At 48.9% G+C, this 18446-nt stretch carries 16 protein-coding genes; 13 read left to right on the top strand and 3 right to left on the bottom strand.

Features of this window, described 5'->3' with window-relative positions; all coding sequences use genetic code 11:
• Positions 1-64: 64 nt before the first annotated feature.
• The 8 genes from rimP (at position 65) to nlpI (ending at position 10203) form a co-directional block, all read left to right on the top strand.
• Positions 65-520, top strand: coding sequence for a ribosome maturation factor RimP (gene rimP, locus AC51G0_RS15670; protein WP_496299644.1), 456 nt, complete (start codon positions 65-67; stop codon positions 518-520).
• 23 nt (positions 521-543) lie between these two features.
• Positions 544-2031: a transcription termination factor NusA gene (nusA, locus tag AC51G0_RS15665; RefSeq protein WP_496299642.1), complete on the top strand. Its 1488-nt coding sequence runs from the start codon at positions 544-546 to the stop codon at positions 2029-2031.
• A 25-nt stretch (positions 2032-2056) separates the two neighbouring features.
• Positions 2057-4816: a translation initiation factor IF-2 gene (gene infB, locus AC51G0_RS15660; RefSeq protein ID WP_496299641.1), complete on the top strand. Its 2760-nt coding sequence runs from the start codon at positions 2057-2059 to the stop codon at positions 4814-4816.
• 111 nt (positions 4817-4927) lie between these two features.
• Complete coding sequence (rbfA, locus tag AC51G0_RS15655; protein ID WP_496299640.1) at positions 4928-5332, top strand: 30S ribosome-binding factor RbfA; 405 nt, start codon at positions 4928-4930, stop codon at positions 5330-5332.
• Entirely contained in the window at positions 5332-6276 is a 945-nt protein-coding gene (gene truB, locus AC51G0_RS15650; protein ID WP_496299639.1) for a tRNA pseudouridine(55) synthase TruB, read from the top strand. Before rbfA ends, truB begins: the two co-directional genes overlap by 1 nt.
• A 134-nt stretch (positions 6277-6410) precedes the next feature.
• Complete coding sequence (gene rpsO / locus AC51G0_RS15645) at positions 6411-6680, top strand: 30S ribosomal protein S15 (protein ID WP_496299637.1); 270 nt, start codon at positions 6411-6413, stop codon at positions 6678-6680.
• Between the two features lie 339 nt (positions 6681-7019).
• Positions 7020-9143 (top strand): polyribonucleotide nucleotidyltransferase, encoded by a 2124-nt coding sequence (pnp, locus tag AC51G0_RS15640; protein ID WP_496299635.1) that lies wholly within the window; start codon positions 7020-7022, stop codon positions 9141-9143.
• A 166-nt stretch (positions 9144-9309) separates the two neighbouring features.
• Entirely contained in the window at positions 9310-10203 is an 894-nt protein-coding gene (gene nlpI, locus AC51G0_RS15635) for a lipoprotein NlpI (RefSeq protein ID WP_496299634.1), read from the top strand.
• 58 nt (positions 10204-10261) lie between these two features.
• Here nlpI and AC51G0_RS15630 read toward each other — a convergent pair whose 3' ends face one another.
• The 3 genes from AC51G0_RS15630 to AC51G0_RS15620 all read right to left on the bottom strand — a co-directional run bounded on the left by AC51G0_RS15630 (position 10262) and on the right by AC51G0_RS15620 (position 14324).
• Positions 10262-11137, bottom strand: coding sequence for a U32 family peptidase (locus AC51G0_RS15630; RefSeq protein ID WP_496299633.1), 876 nt, complete (start codon positions 11135-11137; stop codon positions 10262-10264).
• An 11-nt stretch (positions 11138-11148) separates the two neighbouring features.
• On the bottom strand, positions 11149-12144 hold the full coding sequence (gene ubiU / locus AC51G0_RS15625) for a ubiquinone anaerobic biosynthesis protein UbiU (RefSeq protein WP_496299632.1): 996 nt from the start codon (positions 12142-12144) through the stop codon (positions 11149-11151).
• A gap of 140 nt (positions 12145-12284) precedes the next feature.
• Positions 12285-14324, bottom strand: coding sequence for a sensor domain-containing protein (locus AC51G0_RS15620; protein WP_496299630.1), 2040 nt, complete (start codon positions 14322-14324; stop codon positions 12285-12287).
• Positions 14325-14525: 201 nt separating this feature from the next.
• Here AC51G0_RS15620 and ubiT point away from each other — a divergent pair, with 201 nt between their 5' ends.
• The 5 genes from ubiT (at position 14526) to prfC (ending at position 18312) form a co-directional block, all read left to right on the top strand.
• A complete protein-coding gene (gene ubiT / locus AC51G0_RS15615; protein ID WP_496299629.1) occupies positions 14526-15047 on the top strand; it encodes a ubiquinone anaerobic biosynthesis accessory factor UbiT in 522 nt (173 codons plus the stop codon).
• Entirely contained in the window at positions 15037-15540 is a 504-nt protein-coding gene (locus tag AC51G0_RS15610; RefSeq protein WP_496299628.1) for a GNAT family N-acetyltransferase, read from the top strand. The genes ubiT and AC51G0_RS15610 overlap by 11 nt, the downstream gene beginning before the upstream one ends.
• Before the next feature lie 155 nt (positions 15541-15695).
• Entirely contained in the window at positions 15696-16097 is a 402-nt protein-coding gene (locus AC51G0_RS15605; RefSeq protein WP_496299627.1) for a DNA polymerase III subunit psi, read from the top strand.
• Positions 16087-16533, top strand: a complete 447-nt coding sequence (gene rimI / locus AC51G0_RS15600) for a ribosomal protein S18-alanine N-acetyltransferase (protein WP_496299626.1) — start codon at positions 16087-16089, stop codon at positions 16531-16533. Before AC51G0_RS15605 ends, rimI begins: the two co-directional genes overlap by 11 nt.
• Before the next feature lie 198 nt (positions 16534-16731).
• The gene (prfC, locus tag AC51G0_RS15595) at positions 16732-18312 is read left to right on the top strand and encodes a peptide chain release factor 3 (RefSeq protein WP_496299625.1); all 1581 of its coding nucleotides are present in this window, start codon (positions 16732-16734) and stop codon (positions 18310-18312) included.
• The last annotated feature ends 134 nt before the right edge of the window (positions 18313-18446 follow it).

Raw genomic sequence — 18446 nt, 5'->3', positions numbered from 1 at the left:
GAAAAATGACCATTCAGGTATCTACTGGGCTTTAGTGCCCTTTTTTTGTTTCCAGGGGGTTGTTTTGACAGCTTTAGAGATGCAATTAACCGAACTGCTTGAAGCGCCGGTAACGGCTTTGGGCTATGAATTAGTCGGTTTGGAATTTATCCGTGCAGGCGAGCACTCAACACTGCGTGTTTTCATCGATCATGAGAACGGTATTTTTGTTGATGACTGTGCCGAGGCTAGCCGCCAAATCAGTGCGGTAATGGATGTAGAAGATCCTATTACTGTGGCTTACAACCTGGAGGTATCTTCCCCTGGTCTTGAAAGGCCGCTATTCAAAGCTGCACATTACCAGCAATTTATTGGCCACGAGGTCAGCCTGGTATTAAAAATGGCGATGGACAATCGCCGTAAGTGGAAAGGTGACATCATTGCTGTTGAAGGCGAGCTGGTCACTGTGAAAGTTGATGGCAATGAAGAAACGTTTGCGCTGAGCAATATTTCCAAGGCCAACCTGGTTCCAAAATTCTAACCGCTAAAATTGGGGCATTAGAAATGAACAAAGAAATCTTGGCTGTCGTTGAAGCGGTATCCAACGAAAAAGCAGTTCCTCGTGAGCGTATTTTCGAAGCTCTTGAGATCGCACTAGCAACAGCGACGAAGAAAAAACACGAAGCAGAGATCGAAGTTCGTGTAGCTATCGATCGCAAAACCGGTGAGTTTGAAACTTTCCGTCGCTGGAAGGCTGTTGAGGAAGTCACTCAGCCTACCCTTGAAATCACGTTGGAAGCGGCTCAGTTCGATGATGAAACTATCGAGCTTGACGGTTACGTGGAAGATGAGATTGAGTCTGTAACGTTTGACCGTATCACGACCCAGACAGCGAAGCAGGTTATCGTACAGAAAGTACGTGAAGCTGAGCGTGCTCAAATTGTAGAACAGTTTATTGACAACGAAGGTGAGTTAATCACTGGTGTTGTTAAAAAAGTAAACCGTGATGCTGTTATCATTGACCTGGGTAACAACGCTGAAGCGGTTATCCAGCGTGATGATCAGCTACCGCGTGAAAACTTCCGTCCGGGTGACCGTGTTCGCGGCCTGCTTTACGCCGTACGCCCTGAAGCGCGTGGTTTCCAGTTGTTCATGACACGCTCTAAGGCAGAGATGCTAACTGAGCTATTCCGCATCGAAGTGCCGGAAATTGGTGAAGAGCTGATTGAACTGATGGGCGCGGCTCGCGATCCAGGCTCTCGTGCGAAAATTGCAGTTAAAACCAACGATAAGCGTATTGACCCTGTGGGTGCTTGTGTTGGTATGCGTGGCGCACGTGTTCAGGCGGTTTCTGGTGAACTCGGCGGTGAGCGTATCGATATCGTGCTTTGGGACGAGAACCCAGCACAATATGTTATCAACGCTATGGCGCCGGCAGAAGTTAGCTCTATCATCGTGGATGAAGATAACCACACTATGGACATTGCTGTTGAGAAGGATAACCTTGCTCAGGCAATCGGCCGTAGTGGCCAGAACGTGCGTCTGGCCTCTCAGCTTACAGGCTGGGAACTGAATGTAATGACTGTAGAAGACCTGCAGAAAAAGCATCAGGAAGAAGCACAGGAATCTATTGAGGTGTTTACTAAGCATCTTGATATTGATGAAGACTTCGCAACTGTACTGGTTGAAGAAGGTTTCACAACACTTGAAGAAATCGCTTACGTACCAGTTAATGAACTAATGGGCGTTGACGGTCTTGATGAAGATATGGTCGACGAACTTCGTAACCGTGCTAAAGAAGCGCTGACAACGCTTGCTCTTGCTCAAGAAGAGTCTTTTGAAGGTGTAGAACCTGCTGATGACCTGCTTGGCCTTGACGGCCTTGAGCGCGAAATGGCGTTCAAACTGGCTGCGAAGGGTGTAAGCACGCTTGAAGATCTGGCGGATCAGGGCACAGATGACCTGACCGACATCGAAGGCATGGACGAAGCTAAAGCGGGTGAGCTGATTATGGCTGCGCGTAATATTTGCTGGTTCAGCGACGAAGCGTAAATTTTAAAAGCAAGGGAGGAGCAGCATGTCAGAGGTTACAGTTAAAGCATTAGCCGAGGAAATTGGTACTCCGATTGATCGTTTGCTTCAACAGTTTGCCGATGCTGGTATCAGCAAGAAAGCTGAAGAAAGCGTAAGCCAACAGGAAAAACAGTCTTTGCTATCTCACCTTAAGAAAGAACATGGTGGTGACAGCAGTACTGGCGAGGCTCCTACACGCCTTACTCTGCAGCGCAAGACTCGTAGCACACTGAGTGTCTCGGGTTCTGGCGGCAAGAATAAAAGTGTTCAAGTAGAGGTGCGTAAAAAGCGCACCTACGTTAAACGTTCTGCGCTTGAAGAAGAGCAGCGCTTAGCAGAAGAAGCAAAGCGCCAAGCAGAAGATGTTGCTCAGCGTGAAACTGAAGAAGCCGTTAAACATGCAGCTGAAGAGGCTGCCAAGAGTGAAGCGGAACAGCAGGCAAAACGTGAAGCTGATGAAGCAGCAAAGCGTTTAGCTGAAGATACGCGTTTAGCTGAAGAAAAAGCTAAACAAGATGCAGAACACAAGGCTAAACGTGACGCTGAGGATAAGCCGGATCGTGACGCTGAGGACAAGCGCTTAGCTGAAGAAAAAGCTAAACGCGCCGTCGCTGACCAACAGGCTAAAAATGATGCTGAGGCGCTACAACGTCGCCGGGAAGAGGAAGCCAAGCGTAAAGCCGAAGAAGAGAGTCAGCGCCAGCTAGAAGAGGCACGCAAAATGGCAGAACAAAACGAGAAAAACTGGTCAAAACCTGATCAGGCTACAACAAGTATGGAAAAAACAGATTACCACGTTACGACGTCAACTCATGCCCGCGCTGCGGAAGATGAGCAAGATCGTAAAGAAGAAGGCGGTCGTCGTAAGAAGAAAAAGCCAGCAGCTAAAGCTGATGACCGTAATAAAGGTCGTGGCGGACGTAACCAGCGTGGCCGTGGCAAGAAGAAACCACAGGTTAACGCACCGTCATCAATGCAACATGGCTTTGATAAGACAGCAACAGTTGCTAAATCTGATGTTGTAATCGGTGAAACCATTGTTGTTTCTGAACTGGCAAACAAAATGTCAGTGAAAGCGACCGAAATCATCAAAGCGATGATGAAAATGGGCGCTATGGTTACCATTAACCAGGTAATCGACCAAGAAACAGCGCAGCTGGTTGCGGAAGAAATGGGTCACAAAGTTATTCTTCGTAAGGAGAATGAACTGGAAGAAGCGATCATGTCTGATCGTGACGAGAATGCAGCTACTGAATCTCGTGCACCTGTTGTAACAATCATGGGTCACGTTGACCATGGTAAAACATCAACGCTTGATTACATTCGTAAAGCGCACGTTGCTTCAGGCGAAGCCGGTGGTATTACGCAGCATATCGGTGCATACCACGTTGAAACTGGCAACGGTATGATCACTTTCCTTGATACTCCGGGACACGCCGCGTTTACTGCTATGCGTGCTCGTGGTGCTCAAGCGACAGATATCGTTGTTCTAGTTGTAGCGGCAGATGATGGCGTGATGCCACAGACAATTGAAGCAATCCAGCACGCAAAAGCGGCCGGTGTACCTCTGATTGTTGCTGTGAACAAGATCGATAAAGAAGACGCTAACCCAGACAACGTTAAGAACGAGCTGGCTCAGTACGATGTTATCCCTGAAGAGTGGGGCGGTGAGAACATGTTTGTTCACATCTCTGCGAAACAAGGTACTAACATTGACGGCTTGCTAGAAGCTATCTTGCTTCAGTCTGAAATTCTTGAGCTGACAGCAGTTAAAGAAGGTATGGCGAGCGGTGTTGTTGTTGAATCTCGCCTTGATAAAGGTCGTGGTCCAGTTGCAACTGTTCTAGTTCAGTCTGGTACGCTACGTAAGGGCGATATTGTTCTTTGTGGTCTAGAGCACGGCCGTGTTCGTGCAATGCGCGATGAGCTAGGTCAAGACATCGACTCTGCGGGTCCTTCTATTCCGGTAGAGATCCTTGGCCTTTCAGGTGTACCTGCCTCTGGTGACGAAGCAACTGTTGTACGTGATGAGCGTAAAGCACGTGAAGTTGCGCTTTACCGTCAAGGTAAATTCCGCGATGTTAAACTAGCACGCCAGCAGAAAGCGAAACTTGAAAACATGTTCTCTAACATGACTGCAGGTGACGTTGCTGAACTGAACGTAGTACTGAAAGCTGATGTACAGGGTTCTATCGAAGCGATTGCTGATTCACTACTGAAACTGTCTACAGATGAAGTGAAAGTGAACGTTGTTGGTTCTGGTGTTGGCGGTATCACAGAAACTGATGCAGTACTTGCAGCAGCATCTAACGCTATTATTCTTGGTTTCAACGTTCGTGCTGATGTTCCAGCTCGTCGTATGATTGAGAATGAAAACCTAGATCTACGCTACTACTCAATCATCTACCAATTGATTGATGAAGTTAAGTCAGCAATGGGCGGTATGCTTGCTCCTGAATTCCGTCAGGAAATCATTGGTCTTGCTGAAGTTCGTGATGTGTTCAAGTCACCTAAAATTGGCGCAATCGCTGGTTGTATGGTTACCGAAGGTAACATCAAGCGTAGCAACCCTATCCGCGTTCTACGTGATAATGTTGTTATCTACGAAGGTGAGCTAGAATCACTACGTCGCTTCAAAGATGATGTGGCTGAAGTCAAGAATGGCTACGAGTGTGGTATCGGCGTTAAGAACTACAATGATGTTCGCGTTGGTGACCAGATCGAAGTTTATGAGATTGTTGAAATTCAACGTACTCTGGACTAATCATCAAAGTAGTTGATTTTTAGATACAATCCAATGGGGAGCTTCGGCTCCCCATTCTTTCAACAGAGCATTCTTGTTAAAGAGAGCCCTCTTTTTAGAGAGATAGAATAAATGGCTAAAGAATTCAGTCGAACTCAACGTGTTGCTCAGCAGTTACAGAAAGAACTTGCTGTTATCTTGCAACGCGAACTAAAAGACCCACGCGTGGGCATGACAACCATTTCAAGTGTTGAAGTATCTCGTGATATGGGGTACGCAAAAGTTTACGTAACCTTTCTAACGATCGGTGAGCAAACGCCTGAAGGCAGCCTTGAAGTATTACGTGAGATGGCACCGTACATCCGCTCACTACTTGGGAAGCAAATCCGCCTGCGTGTGACACCAGAACTAACGTTTATCTTTGATAAGTCTCTGACTGAAGGTATGCGTATTTCTAACCTTGTTTCTAACGCAGTACGTGATGACAACGAGCGTCGCGTTGATGAAGATGACGCAGAAGAAGGTGAGGATAAGTAATGGCTCGTCGTCGTAAGGGTCGTCCAGTTGACGGGGTTATTCTACTCGACAAACCAACCGGGCTTAGCTCGAATGATGCGCTGCAGAAAGTAAAGCGTATCTTTTTTGCGCAAAAAGCGGGTCATACCGGTGCGCTGGATCCTCTGGCTACCGGTATGCTGCCAATCTGTTTTGGTGAAGCGACGAAGTTTTCTCAGTTTCTACTCGATTCAGACAAGCGCTATCGTGTCATTGCGAAGTTGGGTGAGCGTACCGATACCTCGGATTCAGACGGCGAAGTGGTCGAAACTCGTGAAGTGAAAGTTGATCGTGGTCAGCTGGAACGTTGCATCGCCAAGTTTCGCGGTACAACGGATCAAATTCCGTCTATGTACTCAGCACTGAAATACCAAGGGCGTAAACTCTATGAGTATGCCCGTGAAGGGATCGAGGTACCTCGAGAGTCACGCAAGATCACGGTGTTCTCTGTCGATCTGCTTCGCTTTGACAACAACGAAGTAGAGATGGAGCTGCATGTATCGAAAGGTACTTACATCCGTACTATTGTTGATGATCTGGGTGAAATGCTAGGTTGTGGCGCGCACGTGACTTACCTGCGCCGTACAGGCGTGTCTAACTATCCAATGGAACGTGTTGTGACGTTGGAGCAGTTACAGGTATTGCTTGATCAAGCCAATGAGCAGGAAATCTCCCCAAGCGAATTACTTGATCCGCTACTGCTGCCGACAGATAGTGCGGTACAGGACTTGCCGGAAGTGAACATATTGCCTGCGTTGGCAGTATACATTCTAAACGGTAATCCGGTTCAAGCCGGTCGTGTTCCTGAAACGGGGACCCTGGTTCGTATTACTGTGGGCGAGCAACGTGAGTTCATCGGCGTTGGTGTTATTGACCAAGAAGGTATGCTGGCACCGAAGCGCGTGATGGCGAACAAGCAAGACTAAGGGCGAAGCCTTCCTTTAATTTGATTCTGCCCTTGTAGTCGCGGTTGGCTCCACGTATAATTCGCGGCTCGGGTGCCGGCTGAATCAGAGATTGGCTGGCACAAATTAGAAACATTTTGTATTAGGAATGAGTTATGTCTCTGAATGCAGAAACTAAAGCAACAATCGTTGCAGAATACGCACAGTGCGAAAACGATACTGGTTCTCCTGAAGTTCAGGTTGCCCTGCTAACAGCACAAATCAACCACCTTCAAGGTCACTTTGCTAACCACAAACACGACCACCACAGCCGTCGCGGTCTGCTACGTATGGTTTCTCGTCGTCGTAAGCTTCTAGATTACCTTAAAGGTAAGAACCTAGATCGCTACCAAGACCTAATCAAGCGTCTAGGCCTACGCCGCTAAGATTGCTTTTGAGAAAGGAGCCTTATGGCTCCTTTCTTTTTGTTCATTGATAACCCTTTCTACCGCTTCATCCGATTGCGGCATAGTCATTGCTGATTGAATGTTCCTGTAGCGAGTTATTGATGAGCTATCACTGACATTATTACACCGTGAGTTCGCGAGTCGTTTTCGTCGACCTTCAGGTCGCGGCTAATGACAGTTCTTCTTCTCCGTGAGAATTTTCATTAGTCGCGATACGTGAAATCACCGTAAAGTGTCTTTCATTACATGACGCTTTTCCTTGTGTCAGATATACTTAACGACGCAAATAGAAAGCGGATTAAATTTAAGGAAATTCACGTGAATCCTATCGTAAAGACTTTCCAGTACGGTAACCACACGGTTACCCTTGAAACTGGTGTTATGGCTCGTCAGGCAACTGCAGCTGTTATGGCTAGCATGAACGATACATCTGTATTCGTATCTGTTGTTGGTAAGAAAGCGGCTGTTGAAGGCCAGGACTTCTTCCCACTAACAGTTAACTACCAAGAGCGTACGTACGCGGCAGGTAAAATCCCTGGTGGTTTCTTCAAGCGTGAAGGTCGTCCTTCTGAAGGCGAAACACTGACTGCACGCCTGATTGACCGTCCAATCCGTCCGCTATTCCCAGATGCATTCAAAAACGAAGTGCAAGTTATTGCAACTGTGGTTTCTATTAACCCAGACGTAAACCCAGACATGATCACGATGATCGCAACGTCTGCGGCGCTTGCAATTTCAGGCCTACCGTTCAACGGTCCTATCGGTGCTGCACGTGTTGGTTACGTTAACGATCAATTCGTTCTAAACCCAAGCAACACTGAGCTAGAAGAAAGCCGTCTAGACCTAGTTGTTTCTGGTACTCAAGACGCCGTTCTTATGGTTGAGTCAGAAGCTGACCGCCTATCTGAAGAGCAGATGCTACAAGCGGTCGTTTACGGTCACGATCAGCAGCAAGTTGTTATCAATGCTATCAACGAGTTTGCCGCTGAAGTAGCCACTCCTGCATGGGACTGGACTGCACCAGCAGTTAACACTGAGCTGAAGGCACTTGTTGCTGAGAAAGCTGAAGCACGCCTATCTGACGCGTACCAGATCACTGAGAAGATGGCACGTTACGATCAAGTTGGCGCAATCAAGAATGAAGTTGTTGAAGCGCTTCTTGGCGAAAACGAAGAACTAGATGAGCGCGAAATCCGCGGTATGCTTAGTTCTCTAGAGAAAAACGTTGTACGTAGCCGCATCATCGCTGGCAACCCACGTATCGACGGCCGTGAAAAAGACATGGTTCGTGCGCTAGACGTACGTACCGGTGTGCTTCCTCGTACACACGGTTCTTCTCTGTTCACTCGTGGTGAAACTCAGGCGCTTGTAACTGCAACACTAGGTACACAACGCGATGCACAAATCATCGATAGCATCATGGGTGAGAAGAAAGATCACTTCCTTCTGCACTACAACTTCCCTCCATACTGTGTAGGTGAAACTGGTTTTGTTGGTTCGCCTAAGCGTCGTGAAATCGGCCACGGTAAACTGGCTAAGCGTGGTATTGCTGCAGTTATGCCATCTGTTGATGAATTCCCATACACAGTACGTGTTGTATCGGAAATCACTGAATCTAACGGTTCATCTTCAATGGCTTCTGTATGTGGTACGTCTCTGGCTCTTATGGATGCTGGTGTGCCAATCAAAGCATCTGTTGCGGGTATCGCGATGGGTCTTGTTAAAGAAGGCGACGACTTCGTTGTTCTTTCTGACATCCTAGGTGACGAAGACCACCTTGGTGACATGGACTTTAAAGTTGCCGGTACTGACGACGGTATCACTGCACTGCAGATGGATATCAAAATCGAAGGTATTACTAAAGAGATCATGCAGATCGCTCTAAACCAAGCTAAAGGCGCGCGTAAGCACATCCTTAGCGTGATGGACGATGCAATCGGTACTCACCGTGATGATATCTCTGAGTTTGCTCCTCGTATTCATACGCTGAAGATCAACCCTGAGAAGATCAAAGACGTTATCGGTAAAGGTGGTGCAGTTATCCGTGCTCTAACGGAAGAAACTGGTACAACAATCGAAATCGAAGACGATGGTACCGTTAAGATTGCTGCGACAGAAGGTACTGCTGCGAAAGAAGCAATCCGTCGTATCGAAGAAATCACTGCTGATGTTGAAGTTGGCCGTATCTATACGGGTAAAGTAATGCGTATCGTTGATTTCGGTGCGTTTGTATCTGTTATCGGTACGAAGGAAGGTCTAGTACACATTTCTCAAATCGCTCAAGAGCGTATCGAGAAAGTGGCTGATCACCTACAGATGGGTCAGGAAGTTCAGGTTAAAGTACTTGAAATTGACCGTCAGGGCCGTATTCGCCTAAGCATGAAAGAAGCAGTTGCTGAGCAAGCTCCAGCAGCGGCTAAAGACGAAAAGCCAGAAGCTTAAGTCTTTCTTTAAAAAGCATGTTATAAAGGGGCTGTTAAGCCCCTTTTTTATACCCATGAGTTACTTAGGTGTCTATTGAACCTTGAACGATAGCCGCTTTCTTCGCATTGATGGTATAAGCTAGTAGAAGACTCGTCAGTTTGTATTCACCTCAGGGAGAATTGCATTGATTGCAAACAGGTTAAAAATCGCATGCATTGCGATGATTATGATGTTGGCCGGCTGTACCACAGCCCCTCAGTCGAACTGGGCCCACCCCCCGATGGCGGTGCCTTTCCAGCCAACTATCCAGCAGCAAATCCAGCTGGCACGTATTGATCAGCTACTTAAGCGTAATGACCTTGATAACAACACCCTGGCGCAAGTCTATTACGAACGCGGCTTACTGCATGACAGCATTGGCCTGCGTGATCTTGCCCGTCTTGATTTCAACCAGTCATTATCGCTTAAGCCGGATCAGCCCGATGTATTTAATATTCTCGGGGTGTATTTTACCCAGAGTGCCCATTTTGATGCTGCCTATGAAGCGTTTGATTCGACACTCGAGCTAAACCTTCGCCATCCGTTTGCCCAGCGTAACCGCGGAATAGCCTTGTACTACGGCGGGCGTTATGAGTTAGCCCATGAAGATCTGATTGCCCACTACCAGCAGAACGTCAATGATCCCTACCGGGTGATCTGGCTGTACTTGGTTGATTTGGAAAGGGATCCAGAAACAGCCAAAGATAAACTGCAGCAACGTTATAACGTGAGTGACAAGCAGGACTGGGGGTGGCAGATTGCCCGGTTGTATTTGGGGGAGATCACAGAAGGTGAGTTCCTAGGCCAGATCACTACTGAAAGTGAAGATAATGACATGTTGGCCCAGCGCTTGACCGAAGCGTACTTTTATATGGCCAAGGTGTACCACTATAACAAGGACTTCCAGTCTGCATTATTGCTGTATAAGTTAGCGTTGGCAGGCAATGTGTATGAGTTTGTCGAGCACCGCTTTTCGCTGTTGGAGCTGAGCCGTTTGATGGCAGAAGCAAATATCGAGCAGCCGACTGAAGCCGGATAACGCTGAGTGAAATAGAAAAAAAGCCGCGTACGCGGCTTTTTTTATTCATTACTGATAGTTATACGATATCCAAGCCTGCCAGGTTATGCCAATAACCATTGCATTGGTGACCGCCTTCCAGCTTATGCTGAGTACCGCCTTGCTCATTGCTGCGGAATGTATCCACGAGCGACAGGGTACCGGTGTCTAGCGGACTTAGGCGCACGACATCGACTAAGTTCTCCATACCCTTGAGATCATTGATCAAGTTGTAGCAGTAGCCAGACTGGGTCTGGATACCGTTCAGGGTAAAGACTTTCTGCGCTTCCTGGCTGTTGACGGTGATCCCGGTCGGGTACTTGATGCAGCAGGTTTCGCAGTCGTCCTTGGCTCGGTCTTCGGCACGGGCGGTGAAGCAACGTGCCGAGTAGGCCAGTGGCAGGTAGCCATAGCTGAAGACTTCAGTTTCAAACTGATCTCGAATACCCATTTTTTCGCACTCGTTTACCACGTTTTGCAGCCATTCCCGTGACAGTTCAACAGGCATACACCAGCGGACCATGCCTTTTTTCAAAAATAGGTTCAGGGTTTGGGCGTTGTAGCAGTTGACGGCCGGGCCAACGACAAATGGAATGCCTTTCTCGTACGCCATCTGAATGGCCGAGACATCATTGGCTTCGACGATGAAGTCACCGTTATCAATGTACTTTTTCATTACATTGACTTCACTTGGTGCTTCTAGCAGTGCCATGGTCGACAGGACCACCTGCTTGCCGGTTGCCGAGATCTCTTTGGCGATATCAATCCAGTGGGCAGGCCGCATTTCACGGCGCTTTGAACATACCGTCTCACCCAGGTAGATAATATCGGTATTGGCGTCTTTGGCCTGCTGGTAGAAGGCTTCGACATCAGGCTTTGACCAGAAGTAAAGGAGCGGGCCTAGTGAGTATTTCATAGTGTTCTCCTTTATTGCCATTTACGGTGGTAAGCGCCGAGAGTGGTCTGCTTGCCTTCTGATACGTTACCCAGGCAGGCACTCCATGCCGGTTCGACATGGTAGCCTTCCGGATCAGCCAGGTAGCGGTCGATAGCCGCCCGCCAGGTACGGGTGACCTGCTCCACATAGGCAGGGCTGCGCTGGCGACCTTCAATTTTTACTGAGGCAATATTGGCCTTGAACAGCTCTGGCAAGATCTCCAGGGTGTTAAGGCTGGTTGGCTCTTCCAGGGCATGGTAGCGTTTGCCGTCAACCTCGAAGCGTCCTTTGCACAATGTCGGGTAACCGGCATTTTCTCCCGCCTCGTAGCGGTCGATCAGTACGTCATTGAGGCGTGATTCCAGCCCTTGTGGGGTTTCCTGCCAGCGAACATACTTGGCGGGTGAGCATGCGCCCACGGTATTCGGTGATTCGCCTGTCATGTAGGAAGACAGGTAGCAACGGCCTTCAGACATGATACACAGGCTACCGAATGCAAAGACTTCCAGTTGCATGTCGGTATTGCGGGCCAGCTGCTTGACTTGGTGGATCGACAAGACACGAGGCAGGACCACGCGCTGGACATTGAAGTTCTGCTTGTAGAAATCAATTGCGGCAGTGTTAGTTGCCGAAGCCTGTACTGATAGGTGCAGCTCAAGATCCGGGTATGTGGTTGCCGCGTAATCCAGTACGGCAATATCGGCCACAATCAGGGCATCGACCCCCATCGCAGCCGCATTGTCGACGGCTTTTTTCCAACGCTCGAAACCGTCCGGATGAGCAAAGGTATTCAGTGCCACATGCAGCTTTCGGTTATGATCTTTCACATACTGCACGGCTTTCTCTAGTTTACGACCTGTAAAGTTTAAGCCTGCAAAATGGCGGGCATTGGTGTCGTCCTTAAAGCCGATGTACACCGCATCCGCGCCGTTATCAATGGCAGTTTTCAGCGCCGGAAGGTTACCGGCGGGGCAAAGTAGCTCCATATTATTATATCTACCAGTGTGGGAATGAAAGTAATGGCGCAAATACTAGGGGGCTTGATGCCCCCTTGTTTTGATATCAGGCAGGTTTTGTTGATTTAAGGCAACTTTTTGTTCACATTTATAGCGATTATTGCCTTAGGCTAATCCTTGTGGCGGCTGTGCTTGAGTAAAATGGCATCAAGCTCATTTTTAGGTAGTGGCTTGTAGAAATGGAAGCCCTGAATATAGTCGCAGTTCAAGTTAGACAGCAAGGTTGCCTGCTGGCGGGTCTCGACCCCTTCGGCCACGATACTCATACTCAGCGCCTTGCCCAGGTTGATGATGTTTTCGATCAGCGTCACCTGCTTGGGAATGGTTTCGATATCTTTGATAAATGCCCGGTCAATCTTAAGTTCATCAAGCGGAAAGCGGGCCAGGTAAGACAGTGATGAATACCCGGTACCGAAGTCATCAATCGAGAGGGCAAACCCTTGTCTCTTGATGGCATTGAGCATCTGGATTGTATGTTCCCCATCACTCATCACAGCACTTTCGGTCAGCTCAAATGTGATGTCTTTGGGGTTAACACCAGTTGCCTTCTTGAGTTTGTCGACGAAATTGATCAGGTTAGGATTGCCAAACTGTTGTGGCGAGAGGTTGATGGCAACCCGGCCGGTTAATAGGCCCTGTTGCTTCCATTTTCGAACCGTGGTGAACACTTCTTTCATCACTACTTGCCCAAGCTGCTCAATCAGACCGGAACGCTCTGCTACCGGGATGAACTGGGCAGGGCTGATGTACCCTTCTACCGGGTGCTTCCAGCGCACCAGGGCTTCTGCACCTTCGATGGCAAAATCGCGGGCATTGACTTTGGGTTGGTACCAGACCTCAAGCCCGTTCTGCTGTAGGGCTTTCTGTAATTCGATTTCCAGCCATAGCTGCATCCGCGCTTCTTTGTTCATCTCTTCGCTGAACTTAACCAGTCGGTTACGGCCGCGGTTTTTCGCTTCATACATGGCCGTATCAGCATTTTGCAGTAGGATTCGGGCATCATTGCCATCACCAGGATAGCTAACCATGCCTATCGAGCAGGCCAGGTGCTTGCTGAAGTGGTGTAGGTCAAACGGCTGGTTGATAAGGGCAATGATCTGTTGCGAGATCAGCTCGCCGGTTCGGTCATGCTCCGGTTCCGGTAGGATGATGGCAAATTCGTCACCGCTCAGGTGGCCGATAATCGCGGTCTCCGGTAGCAGGCGGCGTAGGCGCTGGGAAATTTCCTGCAGCACCCGATCTCCGATGTGATGGCCAAGTGAATCATTGATATTTTTAAAGTTATCAATATCCAAATAGATCATGACCAAGGGGCTTTCATTGTTGATCAGTTGTTCCAGGCGACGGCTGAAACCGTGACGGTTGTATAGCCCAGTCAGTGGGTCGGTGTGAACCAGCTGCTCAACCTGACCCTGCTGTACAATGCGCTCGGATGCATCTTGCAACAGGATAAGTTTGGCTGGCGATCCCAGCAAGGTGATATCGGAGGCCGATACCTGTAACGCCTTGTCAGTTCTGCATCGCGGGCTGGTTTGGCATTGACGCTGTTCACTTTTGCCCAGCTGGTTGATTTGCTCCCCCAGAATACGCTGACTGCTGTTGTCGATTAGCAGGCGTCCTAGCTCCTCGCCGATGAGATCTCGCGGGGATTCAAAGCCCAGTAGGTTAGCCGCGGTTTGGTTCGCAGAGATAATGATATCCCCTTCGACGATACAGCTGCCATCGGTGATCAATTCATTGAGCTGGGTGAGTTGGTGTTCAAGTTCCTGTAGCGAGTTTACCAGCACCTGGCGTTCTGACGTGTCGGCGGAATGCAAGACAATATAGGAAACATTACCTATATTGTCACGAAGCGGGGCCAGGCTGAAATGCATGCTGGTATCGTGGCGGTTGTCATTGAGAACGACCTCGCCTTCGACAGATTCGCCATTGAATGCCCGCTCGTAATAGGGGCGCAGGGAGTCGTAGAATGCCTGGCCGAGAATATCTCTGTCATTCCGACCTACCAATTCTTCGCGCTCAAGGCCGCTGACTTCACAATAGCGGTTGTTGACGACCAGGTAGTTATGATTCGGGTCTATCACTGCAAACAGAAAAGGACTGTTATCGGTCAGCAGCGGGAACCAGTAGTTGAGTTGCTCAGTCGGCATTGAAGGTGCGTATATCCGTATGCATTGGACTCCGGCAGGGTGGAGCCGTTTAATAAGTGCTTCGTACTATAACCCGTGATAAAGCTGTAATTCCAAACTTTGCGCCCACAGAAACGTTTTTTTTGACTCAAGGCATAAAAAGCCCCCCCTTAATTGCCATACAATCAGTCAATAATTGCGACAGAGACAGGAAAACAAACAGTGATTGCTCAACTACGAAAGCACATGGTGCAGCATGGCCCGGCACTGATCCGCGTGCCAGCCAAACTGACCCCTTTTGCAATTCAGAAAAAAGTCATGCTTGATGGCCTGGCCATGGTGTTCAAAGAAGCACTGGAAGATGGTGATTTCGAGTTTTTGGAGGATCGCTGGCTGAAAGTAGAAGTGAGGGATCTTGGCTTGTGCTGGTATATCAGCTACCAAGATGAGCAACTGGTCGTCTCGGAACACGCTGAACAGGAAGATGTGAGTTTCAGCGGGGAATGTAATGATTTGGTATTAATTGCCGCACGCAAGGAAGATCCTGATACACTCTTCTTCCAGCGTCGCCTTCGTATCGAAGGCGATACCGAGTTAGGGTTGGAAGTGAAGAACCTGATGGACAGTATCGATCTGGACTCGCTTCCGGCACCCGTTAAATTTGTTTTGCAGCAATCAGCAGACTTCATCCAGAAAGGGATGCAGGACATGATTGCTGATAAAGAGGTTATGAATGCTCATTAGAACCGAAGCGCCGGCGGATATCCTTCCTATCGACCACTTGCTGAAAGCCGTCTTTGATACCGAGGCGGAAGCAAACCTGGTGATGAAGCTGCGGGAAAATGGCAACCGGACTTTATCTTTGGTGGCATGCAGCGATGAAGGTGAGCTGATCGGACACCTGTTCTTCAGCCCGGTGACGGTCGATGGGCAAGATGATAACTGGCAGGGGCTGGCGCCTTTGGCAGTGAAGGCTGAATACCAACGCCAGGGCATAGGCCTAGCGCTGATGGAAGAGGCGAAAAGCATACTGGCAGAGTTCGGCTACCCGGTGACTGTTGTGTTGGGCCATAGCGATTACTATCCGAAGGTTGGTTTTGTAAAAGCTTCCGAGCATGGGTTGAAATGTAGCTGGCCGGTGCCTGATGAGGCATTTATGGTGCTGGAGCTGATCCCTGGCAGCCTGGATGGAAAAAACGGGCTGGTGGAGTACAGTGCTGAATTCTCAGACATGTAACTGTACGCTGTGATTGAATGACGAAAATACCACCTGAAGGTGGTATTTTTTATGGGGCCAGATAATTATTCAGGCTGAGACGGCTCTATTTTAGCGCCAGGATCTGGTAGGATCGCCTGCCGAAGTGATGCCACCAGACTGAAAATGGTAATACGATGAACCAGAGAGATATACAGGTATTGCAGGAGATGGGCCTAACTTACTGGCAGGTAAGAAAGCCGTCATTCTTCCCTGATATGCAGGTACCTGTGATTGACCTTCCAGAGAGCTGTAAGCTGCTGTTTGTCTGTCCAGACGAGCTGGATGATCATGACAGCTGGTTATTTGGCCGGATCCTGAAGAGTATGAAGCTCAGCCCCGAACAGGCCTTGCTATTACCGCCTCAGGCGCTGGATCAGATCAGGGAGCATCATTTGACCTGGTGCTGGTTGGCCGGGTGCCAAGTAGCACATCCTGCGGGATGCCAGCTGCTGACATCAGTATCACTAAAACAAATGCATACTAACCCAGCAAGTAAAAAAGCCTTATGGCAACAGATTTGTTCCTATGACTCATAAAATTGTTTCCCTGGCGCCACATCATCTCGACGATGTTTGGCGCATCGAGCAGGCCGCCCATGCGTTTCCTTGGGCGGAGTCGATGATCCGTAAAGCACCGAGTAAGATTGCCGCAAACTTTATCCTAGAGGTTGACGGTAAGCTCGTTGGTTATTGCTTTGGCCAGAATGTAGCCGGAGAGGCGACATTGCTGAATATTGCTGTCGATCCAGCCTGTCAGGGCAGGGGGTATGGCAAACTTTTGCTAGAAGGCTTTATTGACCAGCTATCGGCGATAAATGCCGAAGAGATCTGGTTAGAAGTTAGAGCCAGTAACACCCGGGCCTATCAGTTATATGAAGCACTTGGCTTCAATGAGATAAACCGTCGGGTTGGCTATTACCCGGCTGAAACCGGGCGTGAGGATGCGCTGATCATGACGTATCTGATCATGTAGCCGCTCTGCCTGCGGCTTACTGCTGTTTCTTTCTGCGGAGTTTGCGTATAATTCCGCCATCTTTAAGGCTCCCACGATCACGCTGTGCTGGTGACGGAACCTAGTTAGGTACCCATTTAGGAGCCTGGCAGCCCATTGCAGATGATCTGATGGGCTGTTGCTCGATTATTGAAATCTCTCACAGGATTATCAACGCTTATGTCTTTTCTACCTGAAGTGAACAAACGTCGTACGTTTGCGATCATTTCTCACCCGGATGCGGGTAAAACAACCATCACCGAAAAAGTACTGTTATTCGGAAACGCGATCCAGAAAGCCGGTACGGTTAAAGGCCGTGGCTCCAACCAGCATGCCAAGTCAGACTGGATGGAAATGGAGAAAGAGCGTGGGATCTCGGTCACCACCTCGGTAATGCAGTTCCCGTACAACGACTGCCTGGTAAACCTGCTCGATACCCCGGGACACGAAGACTTCTCGGAAGATACCTACCGCACGCTAACAGCGGTGGATTCATGTCTGATGGTGATCGATGCCGCGAAGGGTGTCGAGGATCGTACTCGTAAGCTGATGGAAGTAACCCGTCTGCGTGATACGCCGATCGTGACCTTCATGAACAAATTGGACCGTGATATCCGCGATCCGATGGAATTGCTCGATGAAGTCGAAACTGAACTGAACATGGCGTGTGCGCCAGTATCATGGCCGATCGGCTGTGGTAAAGAATTCAAGGGTGTTTATCACATCCACCGCGACGAATCGATCCTGTACAGCACTGGCCAGGGCCACACGATTCAAGAACAGCGCATTATCAAAGGCCTGGAAAATCCAGAGCTTGATGAAGCGATTGGTGATGTACTGGCCGAGCAGCTTCGTGAAGAGCTGGAATTGGTTATTGGTGCATCGCACGAGTTCGACCAGGAGTTATTCTTAAGTGGCGAGCTAACGCCAGTGTTCTTTGGTACCGCACTGGGTAACTTCGGTGTTGACCATATGCTTGATGGCCTGACCAAGTGGGCTCCGGCACCGTTGCCGCGTAAGGCTAACGAGCGTGATGTCGAGGCGACGGAAGAGAAATTCTCAGGTTTCGTGTTCAAGATCCAGGCAAATATGGATCCGAAGCACCGTGACCGTATTGCCTTTATGCGCATTGTATCGGGTACTTACAACCAAGGCATGAAAATGAACCATGTCCGTACGGGTAAAAACGTGAGTATTTCCGATGCGGTAACCTTCATGGCTGGTGACCGTGCTCGTGCGGAAAAGGCTTATGCAGGTGACATCATTGGCCTACATAACCACGGTACGATTCAGATTGGTGACACCTTTACCCAGGGTGAAAACTTGAAGTTCGCCGGTATTCCAAACTTTGCACCAGAACTGTTCCGTCGTATTCGCCTGAAAGATCCACTGAAGCAGAAACAGTTGCTTAAAGGTCTGGTTCAGCTATCTGAAGAAGGTGCGGTACAGGTATTCCGCCCGCTGCAAAACAACGACTTGATCGTTGGTGCGGTAGGTGTACTTCAGTTTGATGTGGTTGTTGCGCGTTTGAAAGCCGAGTACAACGTAGAAGCTATCTACGAAGGCGTTAATGTTGCAACAGCGCGCTGGGTTGAGTGTGGTGATACAAAGAAACTGGAAGAGTTCAAGCGCAAAAACCAGCAGAACCTGGCGTTGGATGGCGGTGATAACCTTAGTTATGTTGCGCCAACAATGGTTAACCTGAATTTGGCTAAAGAGCGTTTCCCGGATATCGATTTCCGAGCAACCCGCGAGCACTAATTGAGTCTAATGGACTGAACGCCCGCCCAAAAGTAAGAAGCCGTCACAATTGTGGCGGCTTTTTTTATGCTTTTTTACGGATCAGACATGGCTCTCTTTCAATATATCTTCTCCGGTCTAATATTCCCTATGTT

It is taken from the genome of Photobacterium sp. HL06 (assembly GCF_059552575.1).
The sequence above is the reverse complement of the archived record's forward strand: the minus strand, read 5'-3'. Positions and strand labels throughout refer to the sequence as shown.